Source organism: Proteus sp. TJ1640 (assembly GCF_003144445.1).
Classification (GTDB): domain Bacteria; phylum Pseudomonadota; class Gammaproteobacteria; order Enterobacterales; family Enterobacteriaceae; genus Proteus; species Proteus penneri.
On sequence record NZ_PENY01000027.1, the window covers coordinates 39,937 to 65,427 of the forward strand.

25 protein-coding genes and 3 tRNA genes are annotated in these 25,491 nt (G+C 37.2%); 13 read left to right on the forward strand and 15 right to left on the reverse strand.

Translation table 11 applies throughout. The annotated features are described in order from the left end of the window. Positions 1-38 precede the first annotated feature (38 nt). From DK861_RS12560 to DK861_RS12600, 9 genes are all read left to right on the forward strand, one after another. Positions 39-659, forward strand: a complete 621-nt coding sequence (locus tag DK861_RS12560) for a hypothetical protein (protein ID WP_109400330.1) — start codon at positions 39-41, stop codon at positions 657-659. Positions 660-1,076: 417 nt separating this feature from the next. Then, positions 1,077-1,445, forward strand: a complete 369-nt coding sequence (gene sufA, locus DK861_RS12565; RefSeq protein WP_072062558.1) for a Fe-S cluster assembly scaffold SufA — start codon at positions 1,077-1,079, stop codon at positions 1,443-1,445. 17 nt (positions 1,446-1,462) lie between these two features. Beyond that, positions 1,463-2,965 (forward strand): Fe-S cluster assembly protein SufB, encoded by a 1,503-nt coding sequence (sufB, locus tag DK861_RS12570; protein WP_072062557.1) that lies wholly within the window; start codon positions 1,463-1,465, stop codon positions 2,963-2,965. Positions 2,966-3,009: 44 nt separating this feature from the next. Then, positions 3,010-3,756 (forward strand): Fe-S cluster assembly ATPase SufC, encoded by a 747-nt coding sequence (gene sufC, locus DK861_RS12575; protein WP_109400331.1) that lies wholly within the window; start codon positions 3,010-3,012, stop codon positions 3,754-3,756. After that, entirely contained in the window at positions 3,731-5,038 is a 1,308-nt protein-coding gene (gene sufD / locus DK861_RS12580) for a Fe-S cluster assembly protein SufD (protein ID WP_109400332.1), read from the forward strand. The genes sufC and sufD overlap by 26 nt, the downstream gene beginning before the upstream one ends. Positions 5,039-5,049: 11 nt before the next feature. Next, positions 5,050-6,288: a cysteine desulfurase SufS gene (gene sufS, locus DK861_RS12585; protein ID WP_204101270.1), complete on the forward strand. Its 1,239-nt coding sequence runs from the start codon at positions 5,050-5,052 to the stop codon at positions 6,286-6,288. Positions 6,289-6,309: 21 nt separating this feature from the next. Next, complete coding sequence (gene sufE, locus DK861_RS12590; RefSeq protein ID WP_109400334.1) at positions 6,310-6,738, forward strand: cysteine desulfuration protein SufE; 429 nt, start codon at positions 6,310-6,312, stop codon at positions 6,736-6,738. A 116-nt stretch (positions 6,739-6,854) separates the two neighbouring features. Then, a complete protein-coding gene (locus tag DK861_RS12595) occupies positions 6,855-7,772 on the forward strand; it encodes a L,D-transpeptidase family protein (protein WP_109400335.1) in 918 nt (305 codons plus the stop codon). Between the two features lie 177 nt (positions 7,773-7,949). Next, complete coding sequence (locus DK861_RS12600; RefSeq protein WP_109400336.1) at positions 7,950-8,702, forward strand: hypothetical protein; 753 nt, start codon at positions 7,950-7,952, stop codon at positions 8,700-8,702. A gap of 83 nt (positions 8,703-8,785) precedes the next feature. On the opposite strand, the gene DK861_RS12605 is transcribed toward DK861_RS12600, so the two are convergent. The 7 genes from DK861_RS12605 to DK861_RS12635 all read right to left on the reverse strand — a co-directional run bounded on the left by DK861_RS12605 (position 8,786) and on the right by DK861_RS12635 (position 14,183). Further along, positions 8,786-9,025: an Lpp/OprI family alanine-zipper lipoprotein gene (locus DK861_RS12605; RefSeq protein WP_069369313.1), complete on the reverse strand. Its 240-nt coding sequence runs from the start codon at positions 9,023-9,025 to the stop codon at positions 8,786-8,788. A 264-nt stretch (positions 9,026-9,289) separates the two neighbouring features. Continuing rightward, positions 9,290-10,342 (reverse strand): linear amide C-N hydrolase, encoded by a 1,053-nt coding sequence (locus DK861_RS12610; protein WP_109400337.1) that lies wholly within the window; start codon positions 10,340-10,342, stop codon positions 9,290-9,292. 163 nt (positions 10,343-10,505) lie between these two features. After that, on the reverse strand, positions 10,506-11,918 hold the full coding sequence (pykF, locus tag DK861_RS12615; RefSeq protein ID WP_006537052.1) for a pyruvate kinase PykF: 1,413 nt from the start codon (positions 11,916-11,918) through the stop codon (positions 10,506-10,508). Positions 11,919-12,370: 452 nt separating this feature from the next. Further along, positions 12,371-12,447, reverse strand: a tRNA-Val gene (locus DK861_RS12620). Between the two features lie 29 nt (positions 12,448-12,476). Then, a tRNA-Val gene (locus tag DK861_RS12625) sits at positions 12,477-12,553 on the reverse strand. A gap of 29 nt (positions 12,554-12,582) precedes the next feature. Further along, a tRNA-Val gene (locus DK861_RS12630) sits at positions 12,583-12,659 on the reverse strand. Between the two features lie 150 nt (positions 12,660-12,809). Further along, on the reverse strand, positions 12,810-14,183 hold the full coding sequence (locus DK861_RS12635; protein WP_109400338.1) for an MATE family efflux transporter: 1,374 nt from the start codon (positions 14,181-14,183) through the stop codon (positions 12,810-12,812). Positions 14,184-14,493: 310 nt separating this feature from the next. Here DK861_RS12635 and DK861_RS12640 point away from each other — a divergent pair, with 310 nt between their 5' ends. After that, a complete protein-coding gene (locus DK861_RS12640) occupies positions 14,494-15,153 on the forward strand; it encodes a riboflavin synthase subunit alpha (RefSeq protein ID WP_109400339.1) in 660 nt (219 codons plus the stop codon). Positions 15,154-15,241: 88 nt separating this feature from the next. Here the strand turns inward: DK861_RS12640 and cfa are convergent, their stop codons facing one another. Together cfa and punC are read right to left on the reverse strand one after the other, a co-directional pair. Continuing rightward, positions 15,242-16,396, reverse strand: a complete 1,155-nt coding sequence (cfa, locus tag DK861_RS12645) for a cyclopropane fatty acyl phospholipid synthase (RefSeq protein WP_006537049.1) — start codon at positions 16,394-16,396, stop codon at positions 15,242-15,244. Positions 16,397-16,698: 302 nt separating this feature from the next. Further along, a complete protein-coding gene (gene punC / locus DK861_RS12650; protein ID WP_109400340.1) occupies positions 16,699-17,916 on the reverse strand; it encodes a purine nucleoside transporter PunC in 1,218 nt (405 codons plus the stop codon). Between the two features lie 118 nt (positions 17,917-18,034). Here punC and punR point away from each other — a divergent pair, with 118 nt between their 5' ends. After that, complete coding sequence (punR, locus tag DK861_RS12655; RefSeq protein ID WP_006537046.1) at positions 18,035-18,937, forward strand: DNA-binding transcriptional activator PunR; 903 nt, start codon at positions 18,035-18,037, stop codon at positions 18,935-18,937. Between the two features lie 26 nt (positions 18,938-18,963). On the opposite strand, the gene purR is transcribed toward punR, so the two are convergent. The 4 genes from purR to DK861_RS12680 form a co-directional block, all read right to left on the reverse strand. Beyond that, complete coding sequence (gene purR, locus DK861_RS12660; protein ID WP_072062547.1) at positions 18,964-19,989, reverse strand: HTH-type transcriptional repressor PurR; 1,026 nt, start codon at positions 19,987-19,989, stop codon at positions 18,964-18,966. A gap of 486 nt (positions 19,990-20,475) precedes the next feature. After that, positions 20,476-21,054 carry a superoxide dismutase [Fe] gene (gene sodB / locus DK861_RS12670; RefSeq protein ID WP_109400342.1) on the reverse strand — a complete coding sequence of 193 codons (579 nt, stop codon included), beginning with the start codon at positions 21,052-21,054 and terminating at the stop codon, positions 20,476-20,478. A 238-nt stretch (positions 21,055-21,292) separates the two neighbouring features. Beyond that, positions 21,293-22,108, reverse strand: a complete 816-nt coding sequence (locus DK861_RS12675) for a sulfite exporter TauE/SafE family protein (RefSeq protein ID WP_109400343.1) — start codon at positions 22,106-22,108, stop codon at positions 21,293-21,295. A 188-nt stretch (positions 22,109-22,296) separates the two neighbouring features. Further along, complete coding sequence (locus DK861_RS12680; RefSeq protein ID WP_109400344.1) at positions 22,297-22,872, reverse strand: TetR/AcrR family transcriptional regulator; 576 nt, start codon at positions 22,870-22,872, stop codon at positions 22,297-22,299. 99 nt (positions 22,873-22,971) lie between these two features. On the opposite strand from DK861_RS12680, the gene DK861_RS12685 reads away from it, so the two are divergent. Then, on the forward strand, positions 22,972-23,505 hold the full coding sequence (locus DK861_RS12685) for a dihydrofolate reductase family protein (protein ID WP_109400345.1): 534 nt from the start codon (positions 22,972-22,974) through the stop codon (positions 23,503-23,505). 291 nt (positions 23,506-23,796) lie between these two features. Further along, complete coding sequence (locus tag DK861_RS12690) at positions 23,797-24,138, forward strand: Grx4 family monothiol glutaredoxin (RefSeq protein ID WP_006537039.1); 342 nt, start codon at positions 23,797-23,799, stop codon at positions 24,136-24,138. Between the two features lie 121 nt (positions 24,139-24,259). Here the strand turns inward: DK861_RS12690 and rnt are convergent, their stop codons facing one another. Both rnt and gloA read right to left on the reverse strand, forming a co-directional pair. Then, the gene (gene rnt / locus DK861_RS12695; protein WP_006537038.1) at positions 24,260-24,898 is read right to left on the reverse strand and encodes a ribonuclease T; all 639 of its coding nucleotides are present in this window, start codon (positions 24,896-24,898) and stop codon (positions 24,260-24,262) included. 95 nt (positions 24,899-24,993) lie between these two features. Then, on the reverse strand, positions 24,994-25,401 hold the full coding sequence (gloA, locus tag DK861_RS12700) for a lactoylglutathione lyase (protein WP_036937247.1): 408 nt from the start codon (positions 25,399-25,401) through the stop codon (positions 24,994-24,996). Positions 25,402-25,491: the final 90 nt, after the last annotated feature.

The window sequence follows — 25,491 nt, forward strand, 5'->3', positions numbered from 1 at the left end:
AATCATTATCTTCATAATAAAAGATAAGACGATCGATAATGTTAACTATTTCTAAATTAAACACCACAGTATTATTAATTGCAGGTTTATTAATCAGTGGGTGTGATAATAATTCTACCGTTAAAACGAGTAATGATATAAGTAATATTCCAGTACAAACTGTTTCTGGCTTTAATATGGCTTATCCCACTTCATTTACAATGAGCAGAGAAGATACTGAAAATTATTTCAAATCATTACCAGATAATGTTCAGGATGTCACAACAGAAATGATGGTTTATAAATCAGAACCTATTTGTGATTTGACAGAGGTTCGTTTGGTTTATTTTAAAATGATCGATGTAATGAGTTACGATGTGGATGCAGGCGCACAAGGCATTGTTGATAATATTGCGATAATAGATGGTATGAATGAAATATCCACATCAATAGAACCATTAACTATCCCAAATGTGGAAAGTCGACATGTCTTTTTTGAAGGAAAATATGCAAAAGAAAATGTCAGCTATGAAGGTATTTTAGCGGCTGATCTTAAAACGAATCGAGTATGGCAACTACAATTGATTAGTAATTTCAATAGCCTATCGAACAAACAAAAAAATAGCCAAACCCTTGAATGTACAAATAAATATATTCAAACCATCACTATCAATAAATAAGTACAAAGAGCACACAATCCAATAAGAGGCTATCACATAAGTGGTGCTATCTTGTCCCTTATGATAAGCATAAAAATGAATGTAAACAGAGCTAATAAGCTGTATGTAAAAACACATTTTTATGCTTTTTTATCTAAATTTCAGTGATAACATATAAAGTGCATTTATACTGCAACTTATGTGCGTATTGTGCGAAATATAAGAAAAATTAAAAGTTTTATTTTTTGTAATCAAAGAACAGAAAAGTGTTATATTACATGGTGTTAACATTTTCCATTAACAAATTAATTGCAAAAATAGAACAAAAAACACACATTTATGGAATATCCTTTCAAAAGACATGGTTGAAGTGATAAGGGTTATCATTACCATTAGTGTCAGGAAAGATATCAATCTCCTTTCGAAATGAGGTCAGAAATGACAAACAATGTTGAAACTTTTTCTCTTGATGACACAGCTTGGCAAGGCATTGTATTAACGGATAGTGCGGCAAAGCATATCTGTCATTTGGTTGAGAAAAACCCTGAAAAACAAGGGCTTTCCTTAAGTATTAAACCCTCTGGTTGTACAGGGTATGGTTATGTTATTGAACTCGCTACAGCCCCAAATGACGATGATCTTGTTTATGAACATAATGGAGCAAAACTCTTTGTTTCATTAAAAGCAATGCCATTTATCGATGGGTTGGTTGTTGATTATGTTCGTGAAGGACTTAATCAAATGTTTAAATTTAATAATCCTAAAGCTCAAAATGTCTGCGGATGTGGTGAGAGCTTCGGGGTATAACATAGTGAAGTTAGATTATGTCTCAGAGCAATGTTGAAATTGGTGATGAAGTTCAGGGATGGCTAAGCGATCACCATTACAAAGAAGGTTTTTATACCGATATATCAACCGATACCTTAGAAAAAGGATTAAATGAAGCGGTTGTACGTGCAATATCGGCAAAAAGAAACGAGCCAGAGTGGATGCTGGAATTTCGTTTAGATGCTTATCGCCATTGGCTAGAAATGGAAGAGCCACATTGGCTAAAAGCGGATTATCCATCGCTTAATTATCAAGATTATAGCTACTATTCTGCACCATCTTGCAGTTCATGTTGTGCTAATGGCAGTTGTGCTGGTGGCACAAATGAGACGGTAGTGGGTGATAAACAAGCCTCACAAGATTATTTAACTCAAGAAGTTGAAGACGCCTTTAACCAACTTGGAGTGCCTGTAAGAGAAGGACAAGCCGTTGCTGTCGATGCCATCTTTGACTCAGTTTCTGTTTCTACAACATATCGCGAAGAGCTTGCTGAACATGGCATTATTTTCTGCTCATTTAGCGAAGCTATTCAAGAATATCCTGATTTAGTGCGCCAATATTTAGGCACAGTTGTATCAAGCCATGATAACTACTTTGCTGCACTGAATGCCGCCGTCGCGTCTGATGGAACTTTTGTTTATATTCCCAAAGGGATTCGTTGCCCAATGGAATTATCGACTTATTTCCGTATTAATGCGGCTCAAACAGGTCAATTTGAACGAACTATTCTGGTTGCTGATGAAGGCAGCTATGTCAGCTATATCGAAGGTTGTTCAGCGCCGGTTCGTGACAGTTATCAACTTCATGCCGCTGTGGTTGAAGTCATTATCCATAAAGATGCTGAAGTAAAATATTCTACAGTACAAAACTGGTTCTCTGGTGGCGATAGTGAAGGTGGTATCCTTAACTTTGTAACTAAGCGCGCTATCTGTGAAGGTGAAAACGCCAAGATGTCGTGGACGCAGTCAGAAACAGGCTCTGCAATCACTTGGAAATACCCAAGTGTGATTTTAAAAGGGGATAATTCTACTGCCGAATTTTTCTCGGTTGCTCTAACTAATGGTAATCAACAAGCAGATACCGGTACTAAGATGATCCATATTGGCAAAAATACCAAATCAACCATTATCTCTAAAGGTATTTCTGCGGGTAAAAGTCAAAATAGTTACCGTGGACTTGTGAAAGTTCTTCCTAGTGCAAAAAATGCCCGTAATTTTACACAATGTGATTCCATGTTAATTGGTACGCAATGTGGCGCACATACTTTCCCATATGTTGAGGTAATGAATAACTCAGCACAGCTTGAGCATGAAGCGACAACGTCACGCATTGGTGAAGATCAACTGTTTTATTGTCGTCAACGTGGATTAAGTGAAGATGACGCAATCTCAATGATTGTAAACGGATTTTGTAAAGACGTGTTCTCAGAATTACCGCTGGAATTTGCTGTAGAAGCACAAAAATTATTAGCAATCAGCTTAGAACATAGCGTTGGTTAAGTATTAATCAAATTCTGGGTATAACGATACCGAAGGCATATATTATGTTAGATATTAAAAATTTACATGTCAGTGTTGAAGGCAATGAAATCCTGAAAGGACTAGATTTACAAGTTCGTGCAGGTGAAGTTCATGCGATTATGGGGCCAAATGGTTCAGGTAAAAGTACCTTATCTGCAACACTTGCCGGTCGTGAAGAATATGAAGTAGATGAAGGTTCTATTACTTTCAAAGATAAAGATTTATTAGAATTAGAACCTGAAGAACGTGCAGGTGAAGGTATTTTTATGGCATTTCAATATCCTGTTGAAATACCCGGTGTTAGTAATCAATTTTTCTTACAATCTTCAGTGAATGCAGTAAGAGAATATCGTGGGCAAGAGCCGTTAGATCGCTTTGATTTTGAAGATTTTATTGAAGATAAAATCAAATTACTGGATATGCCTCAAGATTTGTTAACACGTTCTGTTAACGTGGGGTTTTCAGGTGGTGAGAAAAAACGTAACGATATTTTGCAAATGGCTGCACTAGAGCCTGAACTATGCATTTTAGATGAAACCGACTCAGGGCTTGATATTGATGCATTAAAAATCGTGTCTAATGGTGTTAATAGCCTACGTGATGGTAAACGTGCGTTTATTGTTGTAACACACTATCAACGTATTCTTGATTATATTAAACCTGATTTTGTACACGTGCTTTATCAGGGAAAAATCATTAAATCAGGTGATTTTTCATTAGCGCAAAAATTGGAGGAACAAGGTTATGGCTGGCTTATTGACCCTCAATGAAAAGCGTGAAAAACAGCGCCAAGTTGAACTACGTAATCAACAAGCACTAAAGACGTTTTCTGAATTATATCATCAACGTAAAGGTGACGATAATCTCAATGCTCGCAATCATTGGTTGCAAGTTGAGAAAGTCGGTTTTCCTGTTTATCGTCATGAAGATTGGCACTATACGCCATTAGATGAGACGTTAAGCCAAAGCTATCAACAGTTGCCACCTTTTGATGTGCAAAGTCTCATTGCTAAACATGCTTTAACGCTTGATTGCTATCGTGTTGTGATGGTAAATGGTACGTTTTCGCCAATAGAAAGCAGTGAAGAGTTTGGCCCTTATCAAGTGACGTTACTTGATAATCAGAGTGAGTTACCTGAGGCCGTCAATGGTGAAATTTTCCTGCATTTAGTTGAAAGTTTAGCGCCACATCCTTTGCTTATTACCCTGAAAAACGGTGTTATTGCGGATAAACCGCTTTATATCCTTAATATTACACAAGGCGAGCGTGGTGCAGAGGTGAATAACGCAAATTATCGTTTTCACCTTGATGTGGGTGCTAATACACAAATGCAGGTTATTGAACACTATATCAGCAGTGACAACGAAAACCGTCATTTTACAGGTGCAAGATTAACAGCAGCGATTGGTGATAATGCCTCTTTTAACCATATTAAATTAGGTTTTGAGAATGGCGTAAGTCAGCACTTTGCTCATAACGATCTGACGATAGGTCGTGATGCTCGTGTTAATAGTTATGCTTTTTTATTGGGTGCTAAACTCAGCCGTCATCACACGAGTTCTGCGCTAAAAGGTGAAAATACAGTGCTTTCGATGAATAGCGTTGTATTACCTAAAGCAGGTGAAATTGCAGATACTCGTACTTGGTTGGTTCATGGTGAGAAAAATTGCCAAAGTCGCCAATTGCATAAAAGTATTGCTATGGATGCAGGAAAGGCCGTATTTAACGGTATGATCACTGTTACGCCACAAGCATTAAAAACAGACGGTCAAATGACTAATAATAATCTGTTGTTGGGTGATAAAGCACAAATTGATACTAAACCACAGCTTGAGATCTATGCTGATGATGTGAAATGTAGCCATGGTGCCACTGTGGGGCGAATTGATGATGAACAACTATTTTATTTGCGTTCACGCGGTATTTCTTTAACAGATGCTCGTAAAATGATTATTCATGCATTTGCTGCTGAATTAACTGAATCGATAGAAAATAGTGTGATTAAATCGCTTGTATTAGACAGAATCAATCAGCGCTTATTAGAGGTATAAAATAAGGCATTATGACGCATTCCATTGAAAAAGCGCGAGATGATTTTCCAATTCTTTCACAGCAAGTGAAAGGAAAATCACTGGTCTACCTCGACAGTGCCGCAAGTGCTCAAAAACCAGCTTGCGTCATTGAACATGAAAAGCAGTTTGCCTTAACACAATATGCCGCGGTTCATCGCGGCATTCATACGTTAAGTGCAAATGCGACAACATTAGTTGAAAATGTCCGTAAAAAAGCTTGTGATTTTTTAGGTGCCCATAGCGAAGAAGAGATTGTTTTTGTTAAAGGAACAACGGAAGGGATCAATCTAATTGCGAATGTTTATAGCCAACGATTTTTAAATGATGGTGACAATATCATCATCACAGAAATGGAGCATCATGCAAATATTGTTCCTTGGTATATGTTGGCAAAACAATGCGGCTTTAATGTTCGTGTATTACCGTTATTACAAGATGGTACACTCGATTTAGCTCAATTACCTCGTTTAATCGACGAAAGAACTAAATTACTCAGCATTACGCATCAATCAAATGTCTTGGGCACAGTGAATCCCATCGCTCAAATTATTCGTGATGCTCGCCAATATGCTATTGAGCAAGGAGGGGAGTTACATATATTGGTTGATGGTGCTCAAAGTGCAATGCATCGAACAATTAATGTTTCACAACTTGATTGTGACTTTTTTGTTTGTAGCGGTCATAAACTTTATGGGCCTACTGGTATTGGCTTGTTGTATGGCAAAAAAGAGATACTGGATGAATTACCGCCTTGGGAAGGCGGTGGTGCAATGATAAAGCATGTCCATATTAATGGTGATATTACCTACGCAGATGCACCTTGGCGTTTTGAAGCGGGAACACCGAATATAATTGGAATGATTGGCTTGGGTGCTGCATTAGATTATCTTTCAAATTTAGGCATGAATAATATTGCTGAGTATGAAAATCATATAATGAAGTATGCTCAAAAGCAGCTACAAAAAGTAAAATCATTAACGCTGTATGGCAATGATTCTCGCCAAGGTGTGATAGCCTTTAATTTAGGTAAACATCACGCTTATGACGTGGGTGCTTTTCTTGATAATTATGGTATTGCGATCCGTACTGGGCATCATTGTGCGATGCCAATTATGGATTATTATCAAGTTCCTGCGATGTGTCGTGCATCTCTTGGCTTATATACCAATAAAAATGATATCGATGCGTTGGTTAATGCGCTATTACGTGTTGAAATGTTATTAGGTTAAAGATTAAAAAAGAGGTTATTCATGGCAGTTGCCAATTTGCCAGATGAAGCAAAACTATTACGCAATTTTTCTCGTTGCCAAGATTGGGAACAGCGTTATCTTTATATGATGGAGTTAGGTGAGCGTCTCCTTCCTTTAACAGATGAACAACGCATTTCAGCTAACTTTATTGAAGGTTGCCAAAGCCAAGTTTGGATTGCTGTTTCTCTTAATGAGAATAAGCAACTGGTATTGGCTGGCGATAGTGATGCTGGCATTGTTAAAGGGCTAGTCGCCTTGGTTATTATCTTATTTCAAGGTAAAACAGTTGAGCAAGCTTTAGCGACGGATGTAAAACATTATTTTTCATCATTAGCACTAGAAAGCCACTTAACACCTTCTCGTACGCAGGGTTTACATGCGATGGTTACGACATTAATTAAGCGTTTTTCAGAATACGCTGTAGCATAAATGTTACCTGATCCCGCATTAATGTTCTAAACTGACTTATTATATGAAAGTATAACAATGATAATGTTATCATTATAATAGTCAGTTTATTTTATTTCTAACACACGGGATAAACGATGAAAAAATGGTTAACTCTTTTGGGAGTATCGCTGTTAGGGATGAGTAGCCACTTATCTTATGCGACAGAATATCTACTACCTGCTGATGACCAGCGTATTATTGGTGAAAACGTTTCATATATAGTTCCCGATGATAAACGCTCACTAGAAGCTATTGCGTCTGAATACCAAGTGGGATTGCTCAATATGATGGAAGCAAATCCTGGTATTGATCCTCTTTTACCTGATGCAGGTAAAACATTAACTATTCCATTACAGATGATTTTGCCTGACACCGTGCGAAAAGGTATTGTAATCAATCTTGCAGAATTGCGCCTTTATTATTACCCCAAAGAAGGTGGTACAGTTGATGTTTACCCTATTGGTATTGGTCAATTAGGGCGAGAAACACCTGAAATGGTAACTTCTATTTCTCAACTTATAAAAGATCCTACTTGGACACCAACGGCGAATATTCGCAAAAACTATGCGGCAAAAGGGATAACATTACCTGCGGTTGTTCCTGCTGGTCCTGAAAACCCTATGGGGGCTTATGCGTTAAGATTGGCACATAGTCGAGGCGAATACCTTATTCATGGTACTAACGCTGATTTTGGTATCGGTTTAAGAGTAAGCTCAGGCTGTATTCGTTTACGTCCAAATGATATTGAGACATTATTTAATGTAGTACCTAAAGGAAGTCGTGTTCAGGTTATCAATAAACCGATTAAATTTACTGAAACTGCAGACGGTAGACAATTTATTGAAGTTCATCAACCACTATCACGTAATGAAGATGACGATCCGCAAACCATGCCTTTTACATTTACGAAGCAATTTAATGCTTGGTATGAAAGTGGCAAAGTCAATAAAGATAAAGCCAATGCAGAGCTTATTCGTCGCTCGGGTATACCTGTGGATGTCACTATCAATTAAATTTTTCGCAAGATTATAGAAAAACATAAAAAAAACAGATTGTTAGATATCTGTTTTTTTATGTAAAGAGAAGGGTTAAAACAAACTAATTAGATAAAAGGCGTATTTTTGACATTAAATCAAGGCTATTGTCTTTAATGTAAATAGATTCTTTATTGATATAAGGTAATAGATATTATGCAAAGTAATGTAAATGTTGCTTCTAATGTGACTAATACTTTTAATCGTATTATTTCTAATATTGAAAAAAAATATAGCCAATTAGCAGATGTAATCACTGTACTAAAAAATAGTACACAAACTTTTTTTGTTGGAAGTGAAGCGAAAAGACAACAGAATATTAATAAAATATGTGGCGAGTTTATTTGTCGGATCTCAACACAAACAGAAAATAATGAAGATGAAAGATTAAACGTAACAAAATTGAATGATAGTGGTAGCGGGCGCATTAGTACTAGGTTAACCCATAAAACATTGACTAAAGATGTCAATAATTTATTCAATCTTATCCAAAGTGAACTTTTAAATCAACCTGATAAGAATCTCTCAATCACTGAGGGTTACTCTGATAGTTCAGTCAATATAATGCTGGCGACACTATATCAATTGTATCAACAGGCAGATAATTATACTAATAACAGTTCATTAAAATTTCAGATACTGGAATTAATTAATAATTTGATTATTAAAAGTAATAGCGAAGCGACTGAAAACGATAACGCTATGACGTTACTTGAAAAAAATCCTACTATTGAAAGTAATAGCGAATCGACAGAAAACAGTAAGGCTATGACGTTACTTAAAAATATGAATAAAAAATATAAAAATGAATTAGAGTTACAGATAGAAAAAATGAAGGAAAAAATAGAATATAAAATTAAAATAAATACTCAACGTCAAAAACACCTCAAAGATTACGATCTGGAATAAAATACAAACCAAAGCCCTAACACTGTTAGGGCTTTGTGATTAATGATAACCTTAAGCTGCTTTCAGCCTATCGGTGTGTCAAATTACTTTTTATAAGTGGTGACTTGGTTATCTAAACGTTGATTTGCACGAGCCGCTTCATCGTAAGCTGATTTAGCTTCAGCGCGAGCAGATTGTACATCACTACTTAGTTGTTGAACTTGAGTGTTCAGGCGGCTTACGTCAGAAGAGATTTGATCTAATTGTGCATTATTACTAGAAGAACAACCCGCTAATAAGCCTGAAGCCAGAATTACCGCACCTAGTACAAGTTTCGCTTTCATAGTTACAACCTCTATTATTAGTTTGTGTAAAGGAACAAGTAGCATTTATATGAAACCATTAACAAGTATGGCACATATATAAGAAAATGCTGGATTTATTTACCGCATTCTACTGAACCATTAGTTGAACAATAGAAAAAATAACACTTAAAACGCAAATCTTCAGTACAAAAAATGCGTGTTATTTCACAAAAGATTTTTATTCATAAAAGTCTGATAGAAAACATTTTATCTGCATTATTTTATTGTCACTTACCTTTATCGCTATAAAGTACTACCTAAATTTACTTTTATGAAAATAGGTTCTACCTCATTTTTAAACGACTCAAGTGTAAATTTTTGGAAGTTGAGATCGTTATATCCCCTAAAGAAGAGTATCCCTCGTTCTAAATCGGTGAGTGTTGTCCATACCGAAAACTCACTTGTATGAAGAGCTTTTAATGTGTTATGACCTAGTAAAGGATCGATTGTAGAATTTTTAGGGCGATCAAAACGATTCATAATATGCGCCAGTTCAACAAGTTGTGTGTCTTGATCAAAAACTTGATGATAATACGTTGTGTAGTAGACAGCACGAATAAATCTATCAACAGAAGTATCAGAGCTTGGCAATGTTGCTAACGCAATTCCACTATCTGGTTGTCTTACCTTAATATGTCCAAGTGTGCTGGTGGAAATATTAATATTAGAAAGATGAGTATAATTATTTAAGTTGGTCAGATGCCATGGAAATAATGGGCCATTAGTCATACAGTAAGTCGGATTATCATAAATACGCAATTTCCCTTCTGAAATTTCAACAACAATGCAGGCTCCTGTTTTATCATAAAAAGCATAATGGAAAGGGCTGGGTAAATTGTGTAATAGAAGTAACTTTTGTGACCAAAATGCTGTTTTAGGGATGTTTTGTTTTAATTCTTCAACAGTTGCATATTGTGCTAAAGCCCATTCACCAATTGCTGCGATAGGCACTGAGGTTGCGTAGTTTTCAGGACTAAGATCATCGAGTTTTGAATCAGGGAGCATGTTCAAGCTAAAAGAAAGCCCTTCTGTATTGACTCCTTCAAGTACGTCTTTTGTTCCTTCTAAATTAATTGGTGCTGTAATGGCGATAAAAGGGTATTTAACGGCATATTTTAATCCTGGGGTACCATCGGGGGCATTTTGTTGGAAGGTATGAGCTTTAGGATAATATGCAAATATTGAGGCTGGTTTGTCGACTGAAAATTCCATTGTTCTACCATGATAAATGCGATTTTTCTTGTCTTTAATAGCAAGGGTAGTACAAGCAAAAGCATGGGCATTTATTGCAGACATTTTACATCCTTATTTTACTTACATTAATAAAATAGTTTATTAAAAGCATAGAAGAAATATGGACAGTAAGAGAGGAAAAATCAGTAGAATAGAAGAAAATATAGGAAGAGAAGAAAAAACGCCACGATAACCGTGGCGTTTGAGCTATTGACGTACTACTAAATTACAGAACGTGAACAGATGAAGTATTTGTTGTACCGCTATCAACTAGAGCACCCGTAACCATAACAACACGCTCACCAGCATGAGCTAAACCACTTGCTAATGCTGCTTCTTTACCAATACGGTAGAAGTCATCAGTAGAAGCGATTTCGTTAACTAATTGAGTGGTAACACCTTTAACTAATAGTAACTGACGTGCAGTTTCTTCGTTATTTGTTAAAGCTAAGATTGGTGCAGTTGGGAAATATTTACGAATAGAACGCGCTGATTTACCACCGAAAGTTGCAACAACAATCAGAGGCGCATCTAAGTTCTCAGCCATTTCTACCGCACCGCGACAAACTGCTTCAGTTACACGTAATTTTGCAGTTGTTTGTTTGTAATCAAGGCGAGATTGCATAATACGGTCTGTACGATCACAGATAGTTGCCATGATAGTCACTGCTTCTACTGGGTATTTACCTTTCGCACTTTCACCTGACAGCATAACAGCATCGGTACCATCTAAGATAGCATTCGCAACGTCACCTGCTTCAGCACGAGTAGGGCGTGGATTTTTGATCATTGAATCTAACATTTGCGTTGCAGTGATAACCACTTTACGCGCCGCATTACATTTTTCGATCATCATTTTTTGTGCGAAGATAACTTCTTCAACGGGGATCTCAACACCTAAGTCACCGCGGGCAACCATGATACCGTCAGAGGCTTCTAAGATCTCATCAAAATTATTTAAACCTTCTTGGTTCTCAATTTTTGAGATGATCATAATGTTTTCGCCGCCGTGTGCTTTTAAGTGAGCACGCATTTCTTCTACGTCAGAACGTTTACGAATAAATGATGCTGCAACGAAATCAACGCCTTGCTCGCAACCAAAGATAAGATCTTGTTTATCTTTTTCAGCTAATGCAGGTAAACCGATAGAAACGCCAGGTAAGTTCACACCTTTGTTTTCACCTAGGTCACCGTTGTTTAAAACTTCACAAACAACTTCAGTATCAGTTACAGCAGTTACTTTCATGCCGATAAGACCATCATCAACTAAAACGGTGTTACCAACAGTTAAATCTTTAGCGAAACCTTCATAAGTGACAGCAACACGGTCTTTGTTACCAACGACAGTTTTGTCTGTGGTAAAAGTGAAAGTTTGGCCAGCAACTAAAGAGACATCATTACCACCTTCTAATTTGATGGTACGGATTTCTGGGCCTTTAGTGTCTAATAAAATAGCAGCTTTTTTGCCTGTTTTAGCGCAAACGTTACGCAGGTTCTTGATACGGTTGCCATGCTCTTCATAGTCACCGTGAGAGAAATTTAGACGCATAACATTCATGCCTGCGTCCAGTAATTGATTCAGTTTTTCTTCAGATTCGGTTTTTGGTCCGATGGTGCAAACAATTTTTGTCTTTTTCATGGCAGTCTATTTAATGGTTGTATTGTAATGGATGAATAAGGATTAATGTCGCTATTTTTAATCAACTGTGCGAAACAGAATATATAAACTCATCTCTAATGGATAAGTTGCGCAACATGTTAATGATTCAGCAACATCATAAAAAACTTGTCACTATTTTGTATCGAAGGTTGGTAGACATCTTACATTATAGTCTATCACGATTCATTTGTTCTGTTTTCTAAAGATGCCCGTAAATCAATACGCTGAAACCTTTCAACAAAATTATGTTTTGTATTATAGAGGTTAATTTCTATGAAGAAAATCGAAAAAAGGTAAATTTAAGTGATGTGATCAAAATACGGTGCTGACTGCTTGTTTTTTAAACGTTTTGTTGCGCAATAAAATATTGCAAGCAAAATTAATTATTTTGTAGGGTAGGTAAGATGAGTAAAAATTAGAAAAAAGAGAAATGGTGCGTCCAAGTGGACTCGAACCACCGACCCCCACCATGTCAAGGTGGTGCTCTAACCAACTGAGCTATGGACGCACTGTATTGAGATGTTGTTGAAAAATAAATGGTGCGTCCAAGTGGACTCGAACCACCGACCCCCACCATGTCAAGGTGGTGCTCTAACCAACTGAGCTATGGACGCACTGTATTGAGATGTTGTTGAAAAATAAATGGTGCGTCCAAGTGGACTCGAACCACCGACCCCCACCATGTCAAGGTGGTGCTCTAACCAACTGAGCTATGGACGCATTATCTATTCTGGGTAACAACGGGAACGAATATTAACGAGATGATCTGATTCTGGCAAGAGGAAAAACACAATTTTATACTCAACTGCTCGTATTTAAAGCTATTTGTTGATATTTGTGTCATTCTCTTGCCAAATTAACCTTTTTTGTTTAACGCTCTGAGCGTAATAACACCACTTCATCAGATTGACGCTGGATCCACCAAATACGAGAACCCATCATAATCGCGGATGCGGTTAAACCAAGAATAAAGCCAATCCAGAAACCGGCAGGGCCCATCGCTTCAACAAAATAATCAGTACGCCCTAAGATATAACCTGAAGGCAGACCAATGACCCAATAGGCAATAAAGGTAATAAAGAAGATAGAGCGCGTATCTTTATACCCACGTAATACACCCGAGCCAATAACCTGAACTGAATCTGATAACTGATAAAGTGCAGCGAATAACATAAGATGAGACGCTAATGTCACCACTTCAATATTATCGTTGTACATTAACGCGATTTTTTCTCTAAAAATGATAGAGAAAATTGCGGTACAACTTGCTAACATTAACCCAACAGCAAGTGCTGTAATCGCTGAAGTACGGGCTTGTTCTGTAGATCGTTGTCCTAAGTTGTGACCAACACGGATTGTCGCCGCTATTCCCAATGATAGGGGGAACATAAACATTAACGAGCTAAAATTCAGTGCAATTTGATGACTTGCCACTGCAGTAACGCCTAAAGGTGAAACTAATAATGCAACAACGGCAAACAGTGTTACTTCAAAGAATAAGGCTAGGCCAACGGGTAAGCCTAAAATAGTAATACGTTTTATTATGTGGAAATCAGGGCTTACTAAACGTTTCTTTGGCATAACGTCACGTTGTGTCGGTGCTCGGCGCACGTAATAACGCATCATTAAGAACATCGCCCAGAAAACAGAGGCCGTTGCAACACCGCAACCAATTCCTCCTAATTGTGGTGCACCAAATTTACCGTAAATAAAGGCATAGTTAACAGGAATATTAATCAATAATCCAATAAAGCCAATGATCATGCCGGGTTTTGTTTTCGATAATCCCTCACATTGGCTTCTTAGTACCTGATAATAGAGGCAACCAGGGGCTCCCCACATAATGGCATGGATAAATCCAATGGCCTTTTCGGCTAATTCAGGTTCGATATCATGCTGCGCTTCAATAATAAAACGGCAGTTATAAAGAATTGCAATTACCATGATTGATAAGAAAGTGGCGAGCCAAAAACCTTGCTGTGTACGATTAGCAATGTGTTTTCGTTGTCCTGAACCATTTAATTGTGCAACGATTGGTGTTAAAGCCATTAATATGCCTTGGCCTAATAAAATCGTTGGTAACCAAATAGACGTACCTACTGCTACTGCCGACATCTCTGTGGCATTTACAGCACCCGCCATGACAGTATCAACCACTCCCATTGCTGTTTGGGAAAATTGCGCGATGATAACGGGGATACCGAGAGCAAGTAAGCTACGCGCTTCTCTTATATACTTCTGCACGCATACACCTTTATTTATTATAAGAAAACGAGAAAGGGGGAGAACAAACGTCGCGTTGTTAAATGACGTAAAGAGATCCTCAAGACCGCTTATTCTAATGATAAAAGTTTAATTAGCAACGAAAGAAATTAGGCTTTTTAAACACAGAATTTTGATAATTTATTAGGTGTTTTTACGCTATATTGAACGGCAATAATTAATAAGGAACAAATACGGTAATTGTTCCTTTGGATTAATACGAGCTATGTTATCCTGAATAGCATAAAACCTAAATTGAGTTTACCAGTTTATCGACCCAAGGAGATGTAAGATGTTTACAGGTATTGTTCAGGGGAAAGGGCGGGTTATTGCTATCGAAGATAAAGGCGATTTTCGTACCCATATCATTGAATTACCCAACGAGTTAATCAGCAATTTAGAAACAGGTGCTTCTGTTGCAAATAATGGTTGCTGTTTAACGGTTACTAAAATTGAAGGCACACATATTAGCTTTGATTTAGTGAAAGAGACATTACGTTTAACTAACCTTGGTGAATTAAAAGTCGGCTCTGAAGTAAATATTGAGCGAGCGGCTAAATATGGTGATGAAATTGGTGGGCATGTGATGTCTGGTCATATTGTGACAACGGCTGAAGTTGCCAAAATTATTACATCAGAAAATAACTTACAAATCTGGTTCCGTATCTTTGATAAAGCATTAATGAAGTATATTTTACACAAAGGTTTTATCGGTATTGATGGGATCAGTTTAACTGTTGGCGATGTGGTTAATAACCGTTTTTGTGTACACTTAATTCCTGAAACGCGTGATAGAACAACATTAGGTTGTAAGCGTCTTGGTGATAAGGTCAATATTGAACTTGATCCTCAAACTCAGGCGATTGTAGATACAGTAGAGCGCGTTATGGCACAACAGGCACAGCAGAAAGCTTTGTTAGTAGCAACCGAACAAAATGAAAATAAGGAATAAGAAGCACATAATTAACTATTAACGTGTTGCGCTAAAAAGGGTACTAAAAAGCCAGTTTATTGATTAAACTGGCTTTTTTAAGAAAAAATCAACGTGGAATTTGTAAGCCACCAATCTGTCCTTTAGGGCTTAACATAATTTGCCATAATTGAATATCTCTGGCTCTAAATGCACCTGCACACGCATTTAGATAATAGCTAAACATGCGCTTAAAACGAGGCGTGTAATTTGACTCAATGTCTGGCCAGCAGGCTAAAAATCGTTGATACCATGCCATTAAGGTTTTATCGTAATCAGCACCGAAATTGTGCCAATCTTCCATTACGAATTTACCGTCTATCGCACTTGCAATTTTTTGGATGGAGGGTAAGCAACCATTAGGAAATATATATTTACTGATCCAACTATCTACATTCACTTTATCGCGATTAGAACCTATGGTATGCAATAAAAACAGACCATCTTCCTTTAAGTTACGACGAACCACATCAAAATAGGTTTCATAGTTTTTAGGTCCTACATGTTCAAACATACCGACTGAAACGATACGATCAAATTGTTCATGTAAATCGCGGTAGTCTTCTAAAATAATATTAACATCAAGTCCTTGGCATCGTTCTTGTGCCAATTTCTGTTGTTCAATAGAAATAGTAACCCCTGTGACAGAAACACCAAAATGTTTTGCCGCATAAGCAGAAAGTCCTCCCCAGCCACAGCCAATATCTAGTAAGGTCATTCCTGGTTTTAGATCTAATTTTCGGCAAATTAAATCTAATTTATGTTCTTGGGCTTGGGCTAAATTATCGGCCTGTTTCCAGTATCCACAGGAATATTGCATATTAGGATCAAGCATGGCGATAAATAAATCATTACCGAGATCGTAATGTTCTTTACCTACCATCCAAGCTCGTTTTTGTGTTTGTAAATTGAAAAGGCGTGCTGTCGCAATTCTGAAAATATCATGTAGATTTTTAGGAAGCTTGTTTTCAAGGCCTGCACGTAAAATTTTATGAAAAAATATATCTAGTCGTTCACAATCCCACCAGCCATCCATATAGCTTTCACCTAGCCCAAGTGAACCTTGCTGTAATACTCTTTTATAAAAATTTTGATTATTAACTTGAATATCATAAGGTTCTGAACCATTAACTCGAATATCAGCATGAGTTAATAGTTCGATAGCAATCCTTTTATAAGGATCATTGGAGGTCTTTCGGCCTTCTTCTACACAAGATGTACTCATAAATTCTCCGGCGTAAACTAAGCGGGTTTAGAGACATAAACTAAGAAAGAATGTGCGTAGATAGATAGTATTAAAATAGTATTGTGTTCAATATGAATTGAACGGATAGAATTAATAAAACAACTAATCTCACATAATCAGCGAATAATTTGTTTAATGCCTCAAAATCCGAAAGAAAATAGATAAAGCGCAGTTAAGCGTTTAGATAAGTATAGATATGTGAATTATTTTTCTCTATAAAATAAAACGGCCATTTTTTATAAAATAGCCGTTTTAAGAATTATCTTAAAATAAAAGGGGGGTTATTCAGTTGCTTGAACTGTGTGTTTGACAACAGATTTATTACGCTGAATAAAGTAGCCAACTGCCATTGGGATCGCTGTTAACGCCATAATTGCAGTAGTGTTAATTAGGGGATGCTGGCTGATAAATGCAGACACGATAAAACTTGCTAAACTACAAAGACCCAGTTGTAGCGCATTTTGTAATGCGGCTGCTTTACCACTGATTTCAGGATAAGCCGATAAAGCATTAGATACAGCGATTGGATAGGAAGCGCCATTCATTGCGGCCATAATACAGAACGGAATTAAGATCGTGGTTAATGTTGGTTCAGTGAATTTAGCAACAAGGTATAATGCAGTCATACTAACAGCATAACCAATTAATAGCAGTGGTAATAATGTTTTACCCGTCATTTTTGATAGTAGAATACGACAACCATAGCCACCGACCATAAAGGCAATAGTTTGTGGAATATAACTTAAACCAATATCCTGCGGAGAGTAGCCCATTTTTTCAAGAATGATTGGTGAGCCAGCTAACCAAGCAAAGAAACCTGCACTACAAGACGCGTAAACTAATACGTTACCAGTGTAGAGCGGGGATTTTAATAAAGTCATAAATGAGGCAGAAGATTGGTTTGCATCTGTGACGGATGTTTGTTTAATGTTTTTCAGCATTAATGTCGGTAACATCAAAACTAAAGTTACCGCCATTAACAGCATGAAAATCATACGCCAGCCACCATGGTTTAATAATGATGCACCGATTAAAGGCGCAAGTGCTGGGGATAACGCAACCAGTGGCATAATTAAAGCAAAAACGCGCTGAGCGCGAGATTCATCGAAACGGTCGATGACAAGAGCTTGCCAAATAACAGCTGCAGAGCAGACACCAAAAGCTTGTAAGAAGCGCATCGCAAGTAAACCTGTTGCACTTTCAACCCACAACATGCCAAGACAGCCTAAAGAGAAAAGGCTTAACCCAATAAGAAGAATAGGTTTTCGACCTATTTTGTCAGAAAGTGGTCCCCAAAGTAACTGAGCAACAGCAAAACCAAATAAAAAGATACTTAAGCTATTACTGATAGCGCCTTCGCTGATAGCGAGTTCACGCTGCATCATACCGAATGCAGGCAAGTACATATCAATTGCTAAGTAACCTAGCATACTCAAACCAGCTAGGTACACCATGAAGCTCATAGGTGTTTTTGATTGTGTGGACGTTTTAGTATTCATTTTATTTTCTATGCTATGTGATGTAGAACATTTTATGTATTGTAACTAAGACTTATTTTACTTGTGAAACGGGAATATTTGGTTAATGCTGTGAAAAATTTTCAAAGGAATAAACTCTATGTGGTCAGAATACTCTTTAGAAGTTGTTGATGCAGTTGCAAGAACAGGAAGTTTTAGCTCAGCTGCGCAAGAATTGCACAGAGTGCCATCCGCCGTTAGTTACACTGTTCGGCAATTAGAAGAATGGCTTGCTGTTCCTCTGTTTGAGCGCCGTCACCGTGATGTAGAATTAACCGATGCAGGTAAAATTTTCATTAAAGAAGCACGATCTGTTATCAAAAAAATGAATGACACTCGACATCTATGTCAACAGGTTTCCAATGGGTGGCGTGGTCAATTTAGTATAGCAGTTGATGGCATTGTTAAACCCGAAAGAACACAACAACTTATTCTCGATTTTTATCGTCATTTTCCTGATATTGAGTTGTATGTTTACCCAGAAGTGTTTAATGGGGTGTGGGACTCCTTAGTTAATGGTCGTGTTGATTTAGCCATTGGTGCAACAAGAGCGTCACCGATTGGTGAACGTTATAGTTTCAGGGATATGGGTTTTATGCCTTGGCGCTGTGTTTGTCATGTTGATCACCCATTAGCTAAAGCGGAACACCCACTAACGGATGATGAAATGCGACCTTATCCTAGCCTATGTTTAGAGGATACATCACGTAGTTTACCAAAGCGTGACACTTGGGCGTTAAATAACCAACGTAGAATGGTTGTACCAACGTGGGATATGGGGCTTGAATGTTTGTTGGCAGGATTATGTGTAGGAATGGTGCCTTGGCATCGTGCTGAGCCATTGATAGTTCAAGGAAAGTTAGTTACTTTGCAACTGGCACAGCCATTGCCAGACAGCCCATGCTGCCTGACGTGGGTCGATAAAAGTGAATCGCCTGCTTTGACATGGTTGTTAGATTATCTTGGAGATAGCCAAACCTTAAATGAGGAATGGCTTCGCTAGAAATCAGATAGCTGGATAGATAAGAATTAACGACGGTAGTCGATAAAAGGACCATCGGCAACTGAACGGCGCTCAACTAATCGCGGATGAACTTCGATTGTTTGGGCGTCTTCGCGTTTATTTACGATGCGATCAAGCAACATTGATAATGCCATTTGGCCTAAACGCTCTTTTGGTTGATGAACGGTTGTTAGCGCAGGTGTAAAATAACGTGCATTACGAATATTGTCGTAGCCCACAATAGAAATATCTAGAGGAACACGTAGACCAAGTTCATCCGCAGCGCAAATTGCACCCATCGCCATGACATCACCGCCACAAAAAACTGCAGTAGGGCGTTGTTTTTGGTTTAGCATTTGATACATCGCCTTATAACCGGATTCAGGTTCAAAGTCACCTTGTACAATCCACTCATCTTTTACTGTGATTTTGGCTTCTTCCATAGCTTTTAGAAAGCCCTGTAGACGACCACCGCCAGTGTTGCGCTCTAATGGTCCAGGAATAATACCGATATCGCGATGACCACGCTCAATAAGGTAACGACCTGCGATATAGCCACCATGGAAAGCGTTATCGATAATGGTATCGGTAAAGTCACCACGCGCTTTTCCCCAATCCATGACAACCATGGGAATATTACGATAGCCTTCTAAAAGAGTTAGAAGGTGATCAGGATATTCAGAACACATGACTAATAATCCATCAACACGTTTTTGTGCCAGCATGGCTAAATACGCTTTTTGCTTATCAAGATTGTTATGTGAGTTACATAAAACCAGAGTATAGCCTTTGCTATAACAACTATTTTCAACTGCTTCAATCACTTCAGCGAAATAAGGAGCTTCACTGGACGTGGCTAACAGGCCAATAGATTTGGTGTGATTGACTTTCAAACTACGCGCAACGGCACTTGGCGAATAATTTAATTCTTTTATAGCAGCCCAAACTGCTGCTCGTGTGTTCTCAGCAACAAAACGGGTTTTGTTGATCACATGAGAAACAGTCGTGGTTGATACGCCTGCGCGTTTTGCCACGTCTTTTATTGTTGCCATGGTGTGGAAAACTCCTGACCTTCATTGGTCTCTTTTATCTAATTTTATGGTTTAACTGCCAGTATAGTCATACATAGGGCAAACACTGGCAATAATTTAGCGATTAGCTGTGAATTTTGTATGATCTAGCTCAAAAGTGAAAGTATTAATCAATGTTATAAATTGTGCACTAGTCGCTATTTTAACAAATTCTGATATGTGATAATAATTAACCATGACAAGGTTATGGTTAATAATGTGTATTATAATCATTTTGAGGGAGAATAGATGGATACGGATCTGAAATTTGGTTTGAGTACAGCAGTAGCAGCGCTGGTTATGATTGTTATTTTTTCTACTCTGCTTTTCTAATCATGTTTTAATAAGTACTCGATTAATTTAAGTAATAGATTATCGAATACTGAATATAACAAAGGGCTCAAGGCCCTTTGTTATTATGTCATCAAAAATGAATCTCAATCATTCACCTTTGATTATCAATCTAAATTAAGCAAGGTTAGCTTCAACAAATGACCAGTTAACCAATGCCCAGAACTCTTCTAAATATTTCACACGTGCATTACGATAGTCGATATAGTAAGCGTGTTCCCAGACGTCAACGGTTAACAATGGTTTATCTTCGCCAGAAACAGGTGTTGCAGCGTTAGAGGTGTTAACAATGGCTAATGAGCCATCTGCTTTTTTAACTAACCAAGTCCAACCTGAACCAAAGTTTTTTGCTGCGGCATCATTAAATTGTTTTTTGAACTCTTCAAAAGAGCCAAATGCTTTATTGATTGCTTCTGCGATTTTACCTGTTGGTGCACCACCTGCATTTGGTGCTAAGCAGTTCCAGTAGAAAGTGTGATTCCATACTTGTGCCGCGTTATTGAAAATACCACCATCGGTAGACTTGATGATTTCTTCTAAAGATTTATTTTCTAAATCAGTACCTTTAACTAGGTTATTTAAATTAGTTACATAGGTTTGGTGGTGTTTGCCGTAGTGATATTCTAAAGTTTCTTTAGAGATATGTGGCTCAAGAGCATCTAACGCATAAGGTAATTTTGGTAATTCGAAAGACATTGCGTACTCCTTTAAACTATCTATTTCGGGTTTTGTGCCTGAAATCATTCCATCAAAACCATTTGAATCGATAGAATGAGGCAAATGAATCACTAATTTGTTACTATTTTGCTAATTATTTTAACAAAAATCCATTGAAATAACAGCTAAATATCTTTTATCTATTAGTATAGAACATATAGATTAGTTATTTTGATAAGAGTATCTCTCACCAAGATATACGTAAAGTGTTAAAACATTATCCTAATATCAGTGTATATAACATTTTAATCATGACGATTAATAGGAATAGGGCAAATATTTGGCGTACTCTGGCAATAGGGAGTCGATAGGCGACTTTTACGCCGATAGGAGCTGTAAGTATACTGGTGATACTGATGCCAATAAAAGCAGGCAGATAGATAAAACCTAAATAATAGTTAGCTAATTCAGTTTGTTGCCAACCATAAACGATCCCCATAATCGACCCAATAGTGGCGATAATTACACCAAGCATTGATGATGTTGCGATACATTTACGGGTATTAAATCCCCAGTAGCTTAATAGTGGTATTGTTATTGTGCCCCCAGCTATACCAATAAAACTTGAAATAAAACCTACTAAACTACCACCAGTAGTAAGTGCTGGTTTTGAAATAACGGGGTCTTGTGCATTCTCAACACGTTCGGCTTCTTTTTTCTTGGTCAGTAATCCATATATGGTATAGGCCATAAAAATACAAAAGATAATTTGTAATAGTGTATTTGAGAGTTTTTGTACTAGAAATGTCCCAACAAGCATACCGAGAAGAGTACCTAAAGCGAGGAGCGGAAATTGTGACCATAAAATCGCTTTGCGTTTATTATGCGAATAAGCGGAAGAGGCGGTAGAAAATATAATGACAGAAAAAGAGGTTGAAAGGGCGATTTTCATTACCATGTCAGCAGGGATAGCTTGTTGGCTAACAACATACATTACAATAGGAACGATAATGGCTCCGCCCCCAATCCCTAATAATCCGGCAAAAAATCCAGTTATACATCCCACAATCAAAAACAGTAAAATCATTTCCATACTAAATACTCATAAGTTTCAGTAAGTGTGTTGGCTAAACCATGATAATGGCAGATCCCTATTAGAAATAATATCTCATTTTGATGGAAGTGTTATTCGACAGAACAGAAGAGTTATATGGCTTAAGGAATAAATTTACTGTATTAATCTATTTTATCAGGTGCGCCGTAAAACCCCTGTCCTTCACTTTAAGGCGGGGAGGATGTCAAAGATCCTAATGAATGGCAAATTAGCTTTAATGGGCCATACATCATTTCATTTTTAATAATACTTTTATCATGGTTACAATTGATTGAAATAGAGAAACCGTGCAAATAATCAGCGATTAAATTTAGGCTATCTTCTTCAATTTTTTTAGGAAGAGCTAAAGGAGCGGTGATAATTTTAAATCGTTTGGCGAATATTTGAGCAGGGCCTTGCAACGACATAGTCAGTATAATATTCAGTAATCCTTTGTATTTACATAACATTTCCACATAACTGACACATAAATTTTTTAATTCCTCTTTCCAGTCAGAATACTCTTGAGGAATATAGATCTCCTCTGTAAGTGATGTAGCGAGTGTCTCTAACAGTGAATTTTTATTTTTGAAGTAGTGGTAGATTGCCATGGGATCTACATTTAATTGTGTTGCTAAAGATCGAATACTAGGTACTTTTCCGTCGTTTTCCATCAAAATCTTGACTTTGTTTAAAATAGCATCAGCGCTTAACTGTGAATGTGCTCTTGTGGGTCTTCCTTGTTTTTTTTCATTGACATTCATCTAATAACTCCAATAAGCTCAATATAAATTCTACGGTGTAGAATTATTGTAAGTAATAGTTTGAATTTATTCAATTACAAAGAATTTGATGAGATATGTATGGCAAATATTGTATTTATTGCAACGAGCTTAGATGGTTATATTGCAGACAGGCAAGGTAAGCTAGATTGGTTATATTCGATACCAAATCCAAATAATATTGATACTGGTTTTATCGCTTTAATGGAGAAAATTGATGCGTTAGTTATGGGGCGTAATACTTTAGACACGATACTCAGTTTTAATTGTGATTGGCCTTATACAAAGCCCGTATTCGTGCTGAGTAATACTATGACAACTGTTCCAAATGGTTATAACGGGAAAGTATTTTTAGTCAAAGGTGAATTACAAAACATTATTACTGAATTGAATGCCAAGGGGTTTAATGAACTTTATATTGATGGCGGTGTGACAGTGCAAAACTTTCTAAATGAAGACTTAATAGATCAAATGATTATCACCCGCTTTCCGATCTTACTTGGGGGTGGAACACCTTTGTTTGGCGAACTAAAACAGCCATTAAATTTCAAGGTGATTAAAAATGAGATATTACTAGAAAATCTAGTTCAAACTACTTATTTACGTGATAAATAATATTTATTCTTTCTAGGAAGTGATATTAGGCATTAATACACTTATCTAAGTGCTCTTTATCTGCGACGCGACTAGTGGCTAAATTGACATTAACCTTGTTTTATTTGTCCTTACATTGTCATGTATTATCGTGTTTTTTTCGTCGATTATATGGAAATTTATCTGTAATTTATTGATTTTAAAACATAACTAAACTTATATAGAGCTTTCTTATATAAAGTGGTATTCTTCTTTCATGTTTTCTTCAATATAAAACATACTGAATATAAAAAGGCTGTAAGGACTTAATAAATGACGACTATTGAAAAAATTGAACGCCAGATCAACGAAAACCCAATTATTTTATACATGAAAGGTTCACCAAAATTACCAAGTTGTGGTTTTTCTGCTCAGGCAGTTCAAGCTATCTCTGCTTGTGGTGAGCGTTTTGCGTATGTTGATATCCTGCAAAACCCAGATATTCGTGCAGAATTACCAAAATATGCGCATTGGCCAACCTTCCCACAATTATGGGTAGATGGTGAATTAGTCGGTGGATGTGATATTATTTTAGAAATGTATCAGCGCGGTGAATTACAGAAGTTATTAAAAGAGACTGCTGATAAATATCGTGGTGAAGAAGAAGCACAGTAATTAAATTTTTATCGTTTCGCTATTGAAACGCATAAAAATAATGAGTTCTTCAAGAAAAAGCCAGTTCATTAATAAACTGGCTTTTTCTATTATTCATAAATGTATCAGCGAAATTATGGCTTCAAGGTGTAGGTAATGGCCATCCACCCAGTTTTTTCCAGCGGTTAACTAATTCACAAAAAAGTAATGATGTGCGATTAGTATCATATAATGCACCATGCGCTAATTTGCTATCAAAAGGAATGCCAGCGGTGATGCAGGCTTTAGCTAAAATTGTCTGTCCTAATACCAACCCACTTAAAGCCGCAGTATCAAAGGTGGCAAAAGGGTGAAAAGGATTACGTTTTAATCCAGCACGTTCAGCCGCAGCCATGACAAAGCTGTGATCAAAATTTGCATTATGGGCCACAATAATGGCGCGATTACAATCTGCATCCTTCATTCCTTTACGTACCATTTTAAAAATAGCATGCAAAGCTTCATATTCACTGACTGCGCCACGAAGTGGATTTGTTGGATCAATGCCTGTAAATTCTAAGGCAGCAGGTTCTAAGTTAGCCCCTTCAAAAGGTTCAACATGAAAATGTAATGTGTTATCAGGTTTTAGCCAACCTTGTTCATCCATTTTTAATGTAATAGCGGCGATTTCAAGTAAACCGTCTGTTTTCGCATTAAATCCACCTGTTTCAACATCAATAACTACAGGGTAGTAACCCCGAAAACGGTTACAAAGCTTATTGGGATTATTTATATCAGGCATTAAGTTGTACTTATCCGATAAAAATAAAATATCGGAAATTGATAATCAGTAAGGCCAGAAAGATAACATATGTATCTTTCTGGTTTTTATAAAAATTAGTTACCTAGAGCGTGACTTGCACTTTTATTTTCGATGAGCTCGATTTTATATCCATCAGGATCTTCAACAAAAGCAATAATTGTTGAGCCACCTTTTACTGGGCCAGCATCACGGGTAACATTACCGCCAGCTTGGCGAATGGCTTCACAGGTCGCGGCAACATCATCAACACCTAATGCTACATGCCCAAAAGCTGTTCCCATTTCGTAGCTATTTACACCCCAGTTATAGGTTAATTCGATAACTGCACCAGTGCTTTCATCACCATAACCAACAAAAGCTAACGAGTATTTATATTCCTCATTCTCGCTAGTGCGTAGAAGTTGCATACCTAAAACCTTGGTATAAAAGTCGATAGAACGTTGTAAGTCGCCCACACGGATCATGGTATGAAGTACTCGCATATAAACCTCTTGTGTTTTTTAATGATTAAACCCTACAGATAAACTGATGGCGGGGTACTATAACGCGTTAAAGCCCTAAAGTTCAATTTT

Excerpts from the sequence above, each read along its gene's own strand:
- DK861_RS12595 (WP_109400335.1), top strand. The coding sequence starts at position 6,855 with ATGAAAAAATGGTTAACTCTTTTGGGAGTATCGCTGTTAGGGATGAGT.
- DK861_RS12675 (WP_109400343.1), bottom strand. The coding sequence starts at position 22,108 with ATGGAAATGATTTTACTGTTTTTGATTGTGGGATGTATAACTGGATTT.
- gloA (WP_036937247.1), bottom strand. The coding sequence starts at position 25,401 with ATGCGAGTACTTCATACCATGATCCGTGTGGGCGACTTACAACGTTCT.
- DK861_RS12685 (WP_109400345.1), top strand. The coding sequence starts at position 22,972 with ATGGCAAATATTGTATTTATTGCAACGAGCTTAGATGGTTATATTGCA.
- sufA (WP_072062558.1), top strand. The coding sequence starts at position 1,077 with ATGACAAACAATGTTGAAACTTTTTCTCTTGATGACACAGCTTGGCAA.
- sufS (WP_204101270.1), top strand. The coding sequence starts at position 5,050 with ATGACGCATTCCATTGAAAAAGCGCGAGATGATTTTCCAATTCTTTCA.
- cfa (WP_006537049.1), bottom strand. The coding sequence starts at position 16,396 with ATGAGTACATCTTGTGTAGAAGAAGGCCGAAAGACCTCCAATGATCCT.
- sufB (WP_072062557.1), top strand. The coding sequence starts at position 1,463 with ATGTCTCAGAGCAATGTTGAAATTGGTGATGAAGTTCAGGGATGGCTA.
- punC (WP_109400340.1), bottom strand. The coding sequence starts at position 17,916 with ATGAATACTAAAACGTCCACACAATCAAAAACACCTATGAGCTTCATG.
- sufD (WP_109400332.1), top strand. The coding sequence starts at position 3,731 with ATGGCTGGCTTATTGACCCTCAATGAAAAGCGTGAAAAACAGCGCCAA.
- punR (WP_006537046.1), top strand. The coding sequence starts at position 18,035 with ATGTGGTCAGAATACTCTTTAGAAGTTGTTGATGCAGTTGCAAGAACA.
- sodB (WP_109400342.1), bottom strand. The coding sequence starts at position 21,054 with ATGTCTTTCGAATTACCAAAATTACCTTATGCGTTAGATGCTCTTGAG.
- DK861_RS12640 (WP_109400339.1), top strand. The coding sequence starts at position 14,494 with ATGTTTACAGGTATTGTTCAGGGGAAAGGGCGGGTTATTGCTATCGAA.
- pykF (WP_006537052.1), bottom strand. The coding sequence starts at position 11,918 with ATGAAAAAGACAAAAATTGTTTGCACCATCGGACCAAAAACCGAATCT.
- sufC (WP_109400331.1), top strand. The coding sequence starts at position 3,010 with ATGTTAGATATTAAAAATTTACATGTCAGTGTTGAAGGCAATGAAATC.
- rnt (WP_006537038.1), bottom strand. The coding sequence starts at position 24,898 with ATGCCTGATATAAATAATCCCAATAAGCTTTGTAACCGTTTTCGGGGT.
- purR (WP_072062547.1), bottom strand. The coding sequence starts at position 19,989 with ATGGCAACAATAAAAGACGTGGCAAAACGCGCAGGCGTATCAACCACG.
- DK861_RS12610 (WP_109400337.1), bottom strand. The coding sequence starts at position 10,342 with ATGTCTGCAATAAATGCCCATGCTTTTGCTTGTACTACCCTTGCTATT.
- DK861_RS12560 (WP_109400330.1), top strand. The coding sequence starts at position 39 with ATGTTAACTATTTCTAAATTAAACACCACAGTATTATTAATTGCAGGT.
- sufE (WP_109400334.1), top strand. The coding sequence starts at position 6,310 with ATGGCAGTTGCCAATTTGCCAGATGAAGCAAAACTATTACGCAATTTT.
- DK861_RS12680 (WP_109400344.1), bottom strand. The coding sequence starts at position 22,872 with ATGAATGTCAATGAAAAAAAACAAGGAAGACCCACAAGAGCACATTCA.
- DK861_RS12600 (WP_109400336.1), top strand. The coding sequence starts at position 7,950 with ATGCAAAGTAATGTAAATGTTGCTTCTAATGTGACTAATACTTTTAAT.
- DK861_RS12690 (WP_006537039.1), top strand. The coding sequence starts at position 23,797 with ATGACGACTATTGAAAAAATTGAACGCCAGATCAACGAAAACCCAATT.
- DK861_RS12605 (WP_069369313.1), bottom strand. The coding sequence starts at position 9,025 with ATGAAAGCGAAACTTGTACTAGGTGCGGTAATTCTGGCTTCAGGCTTA.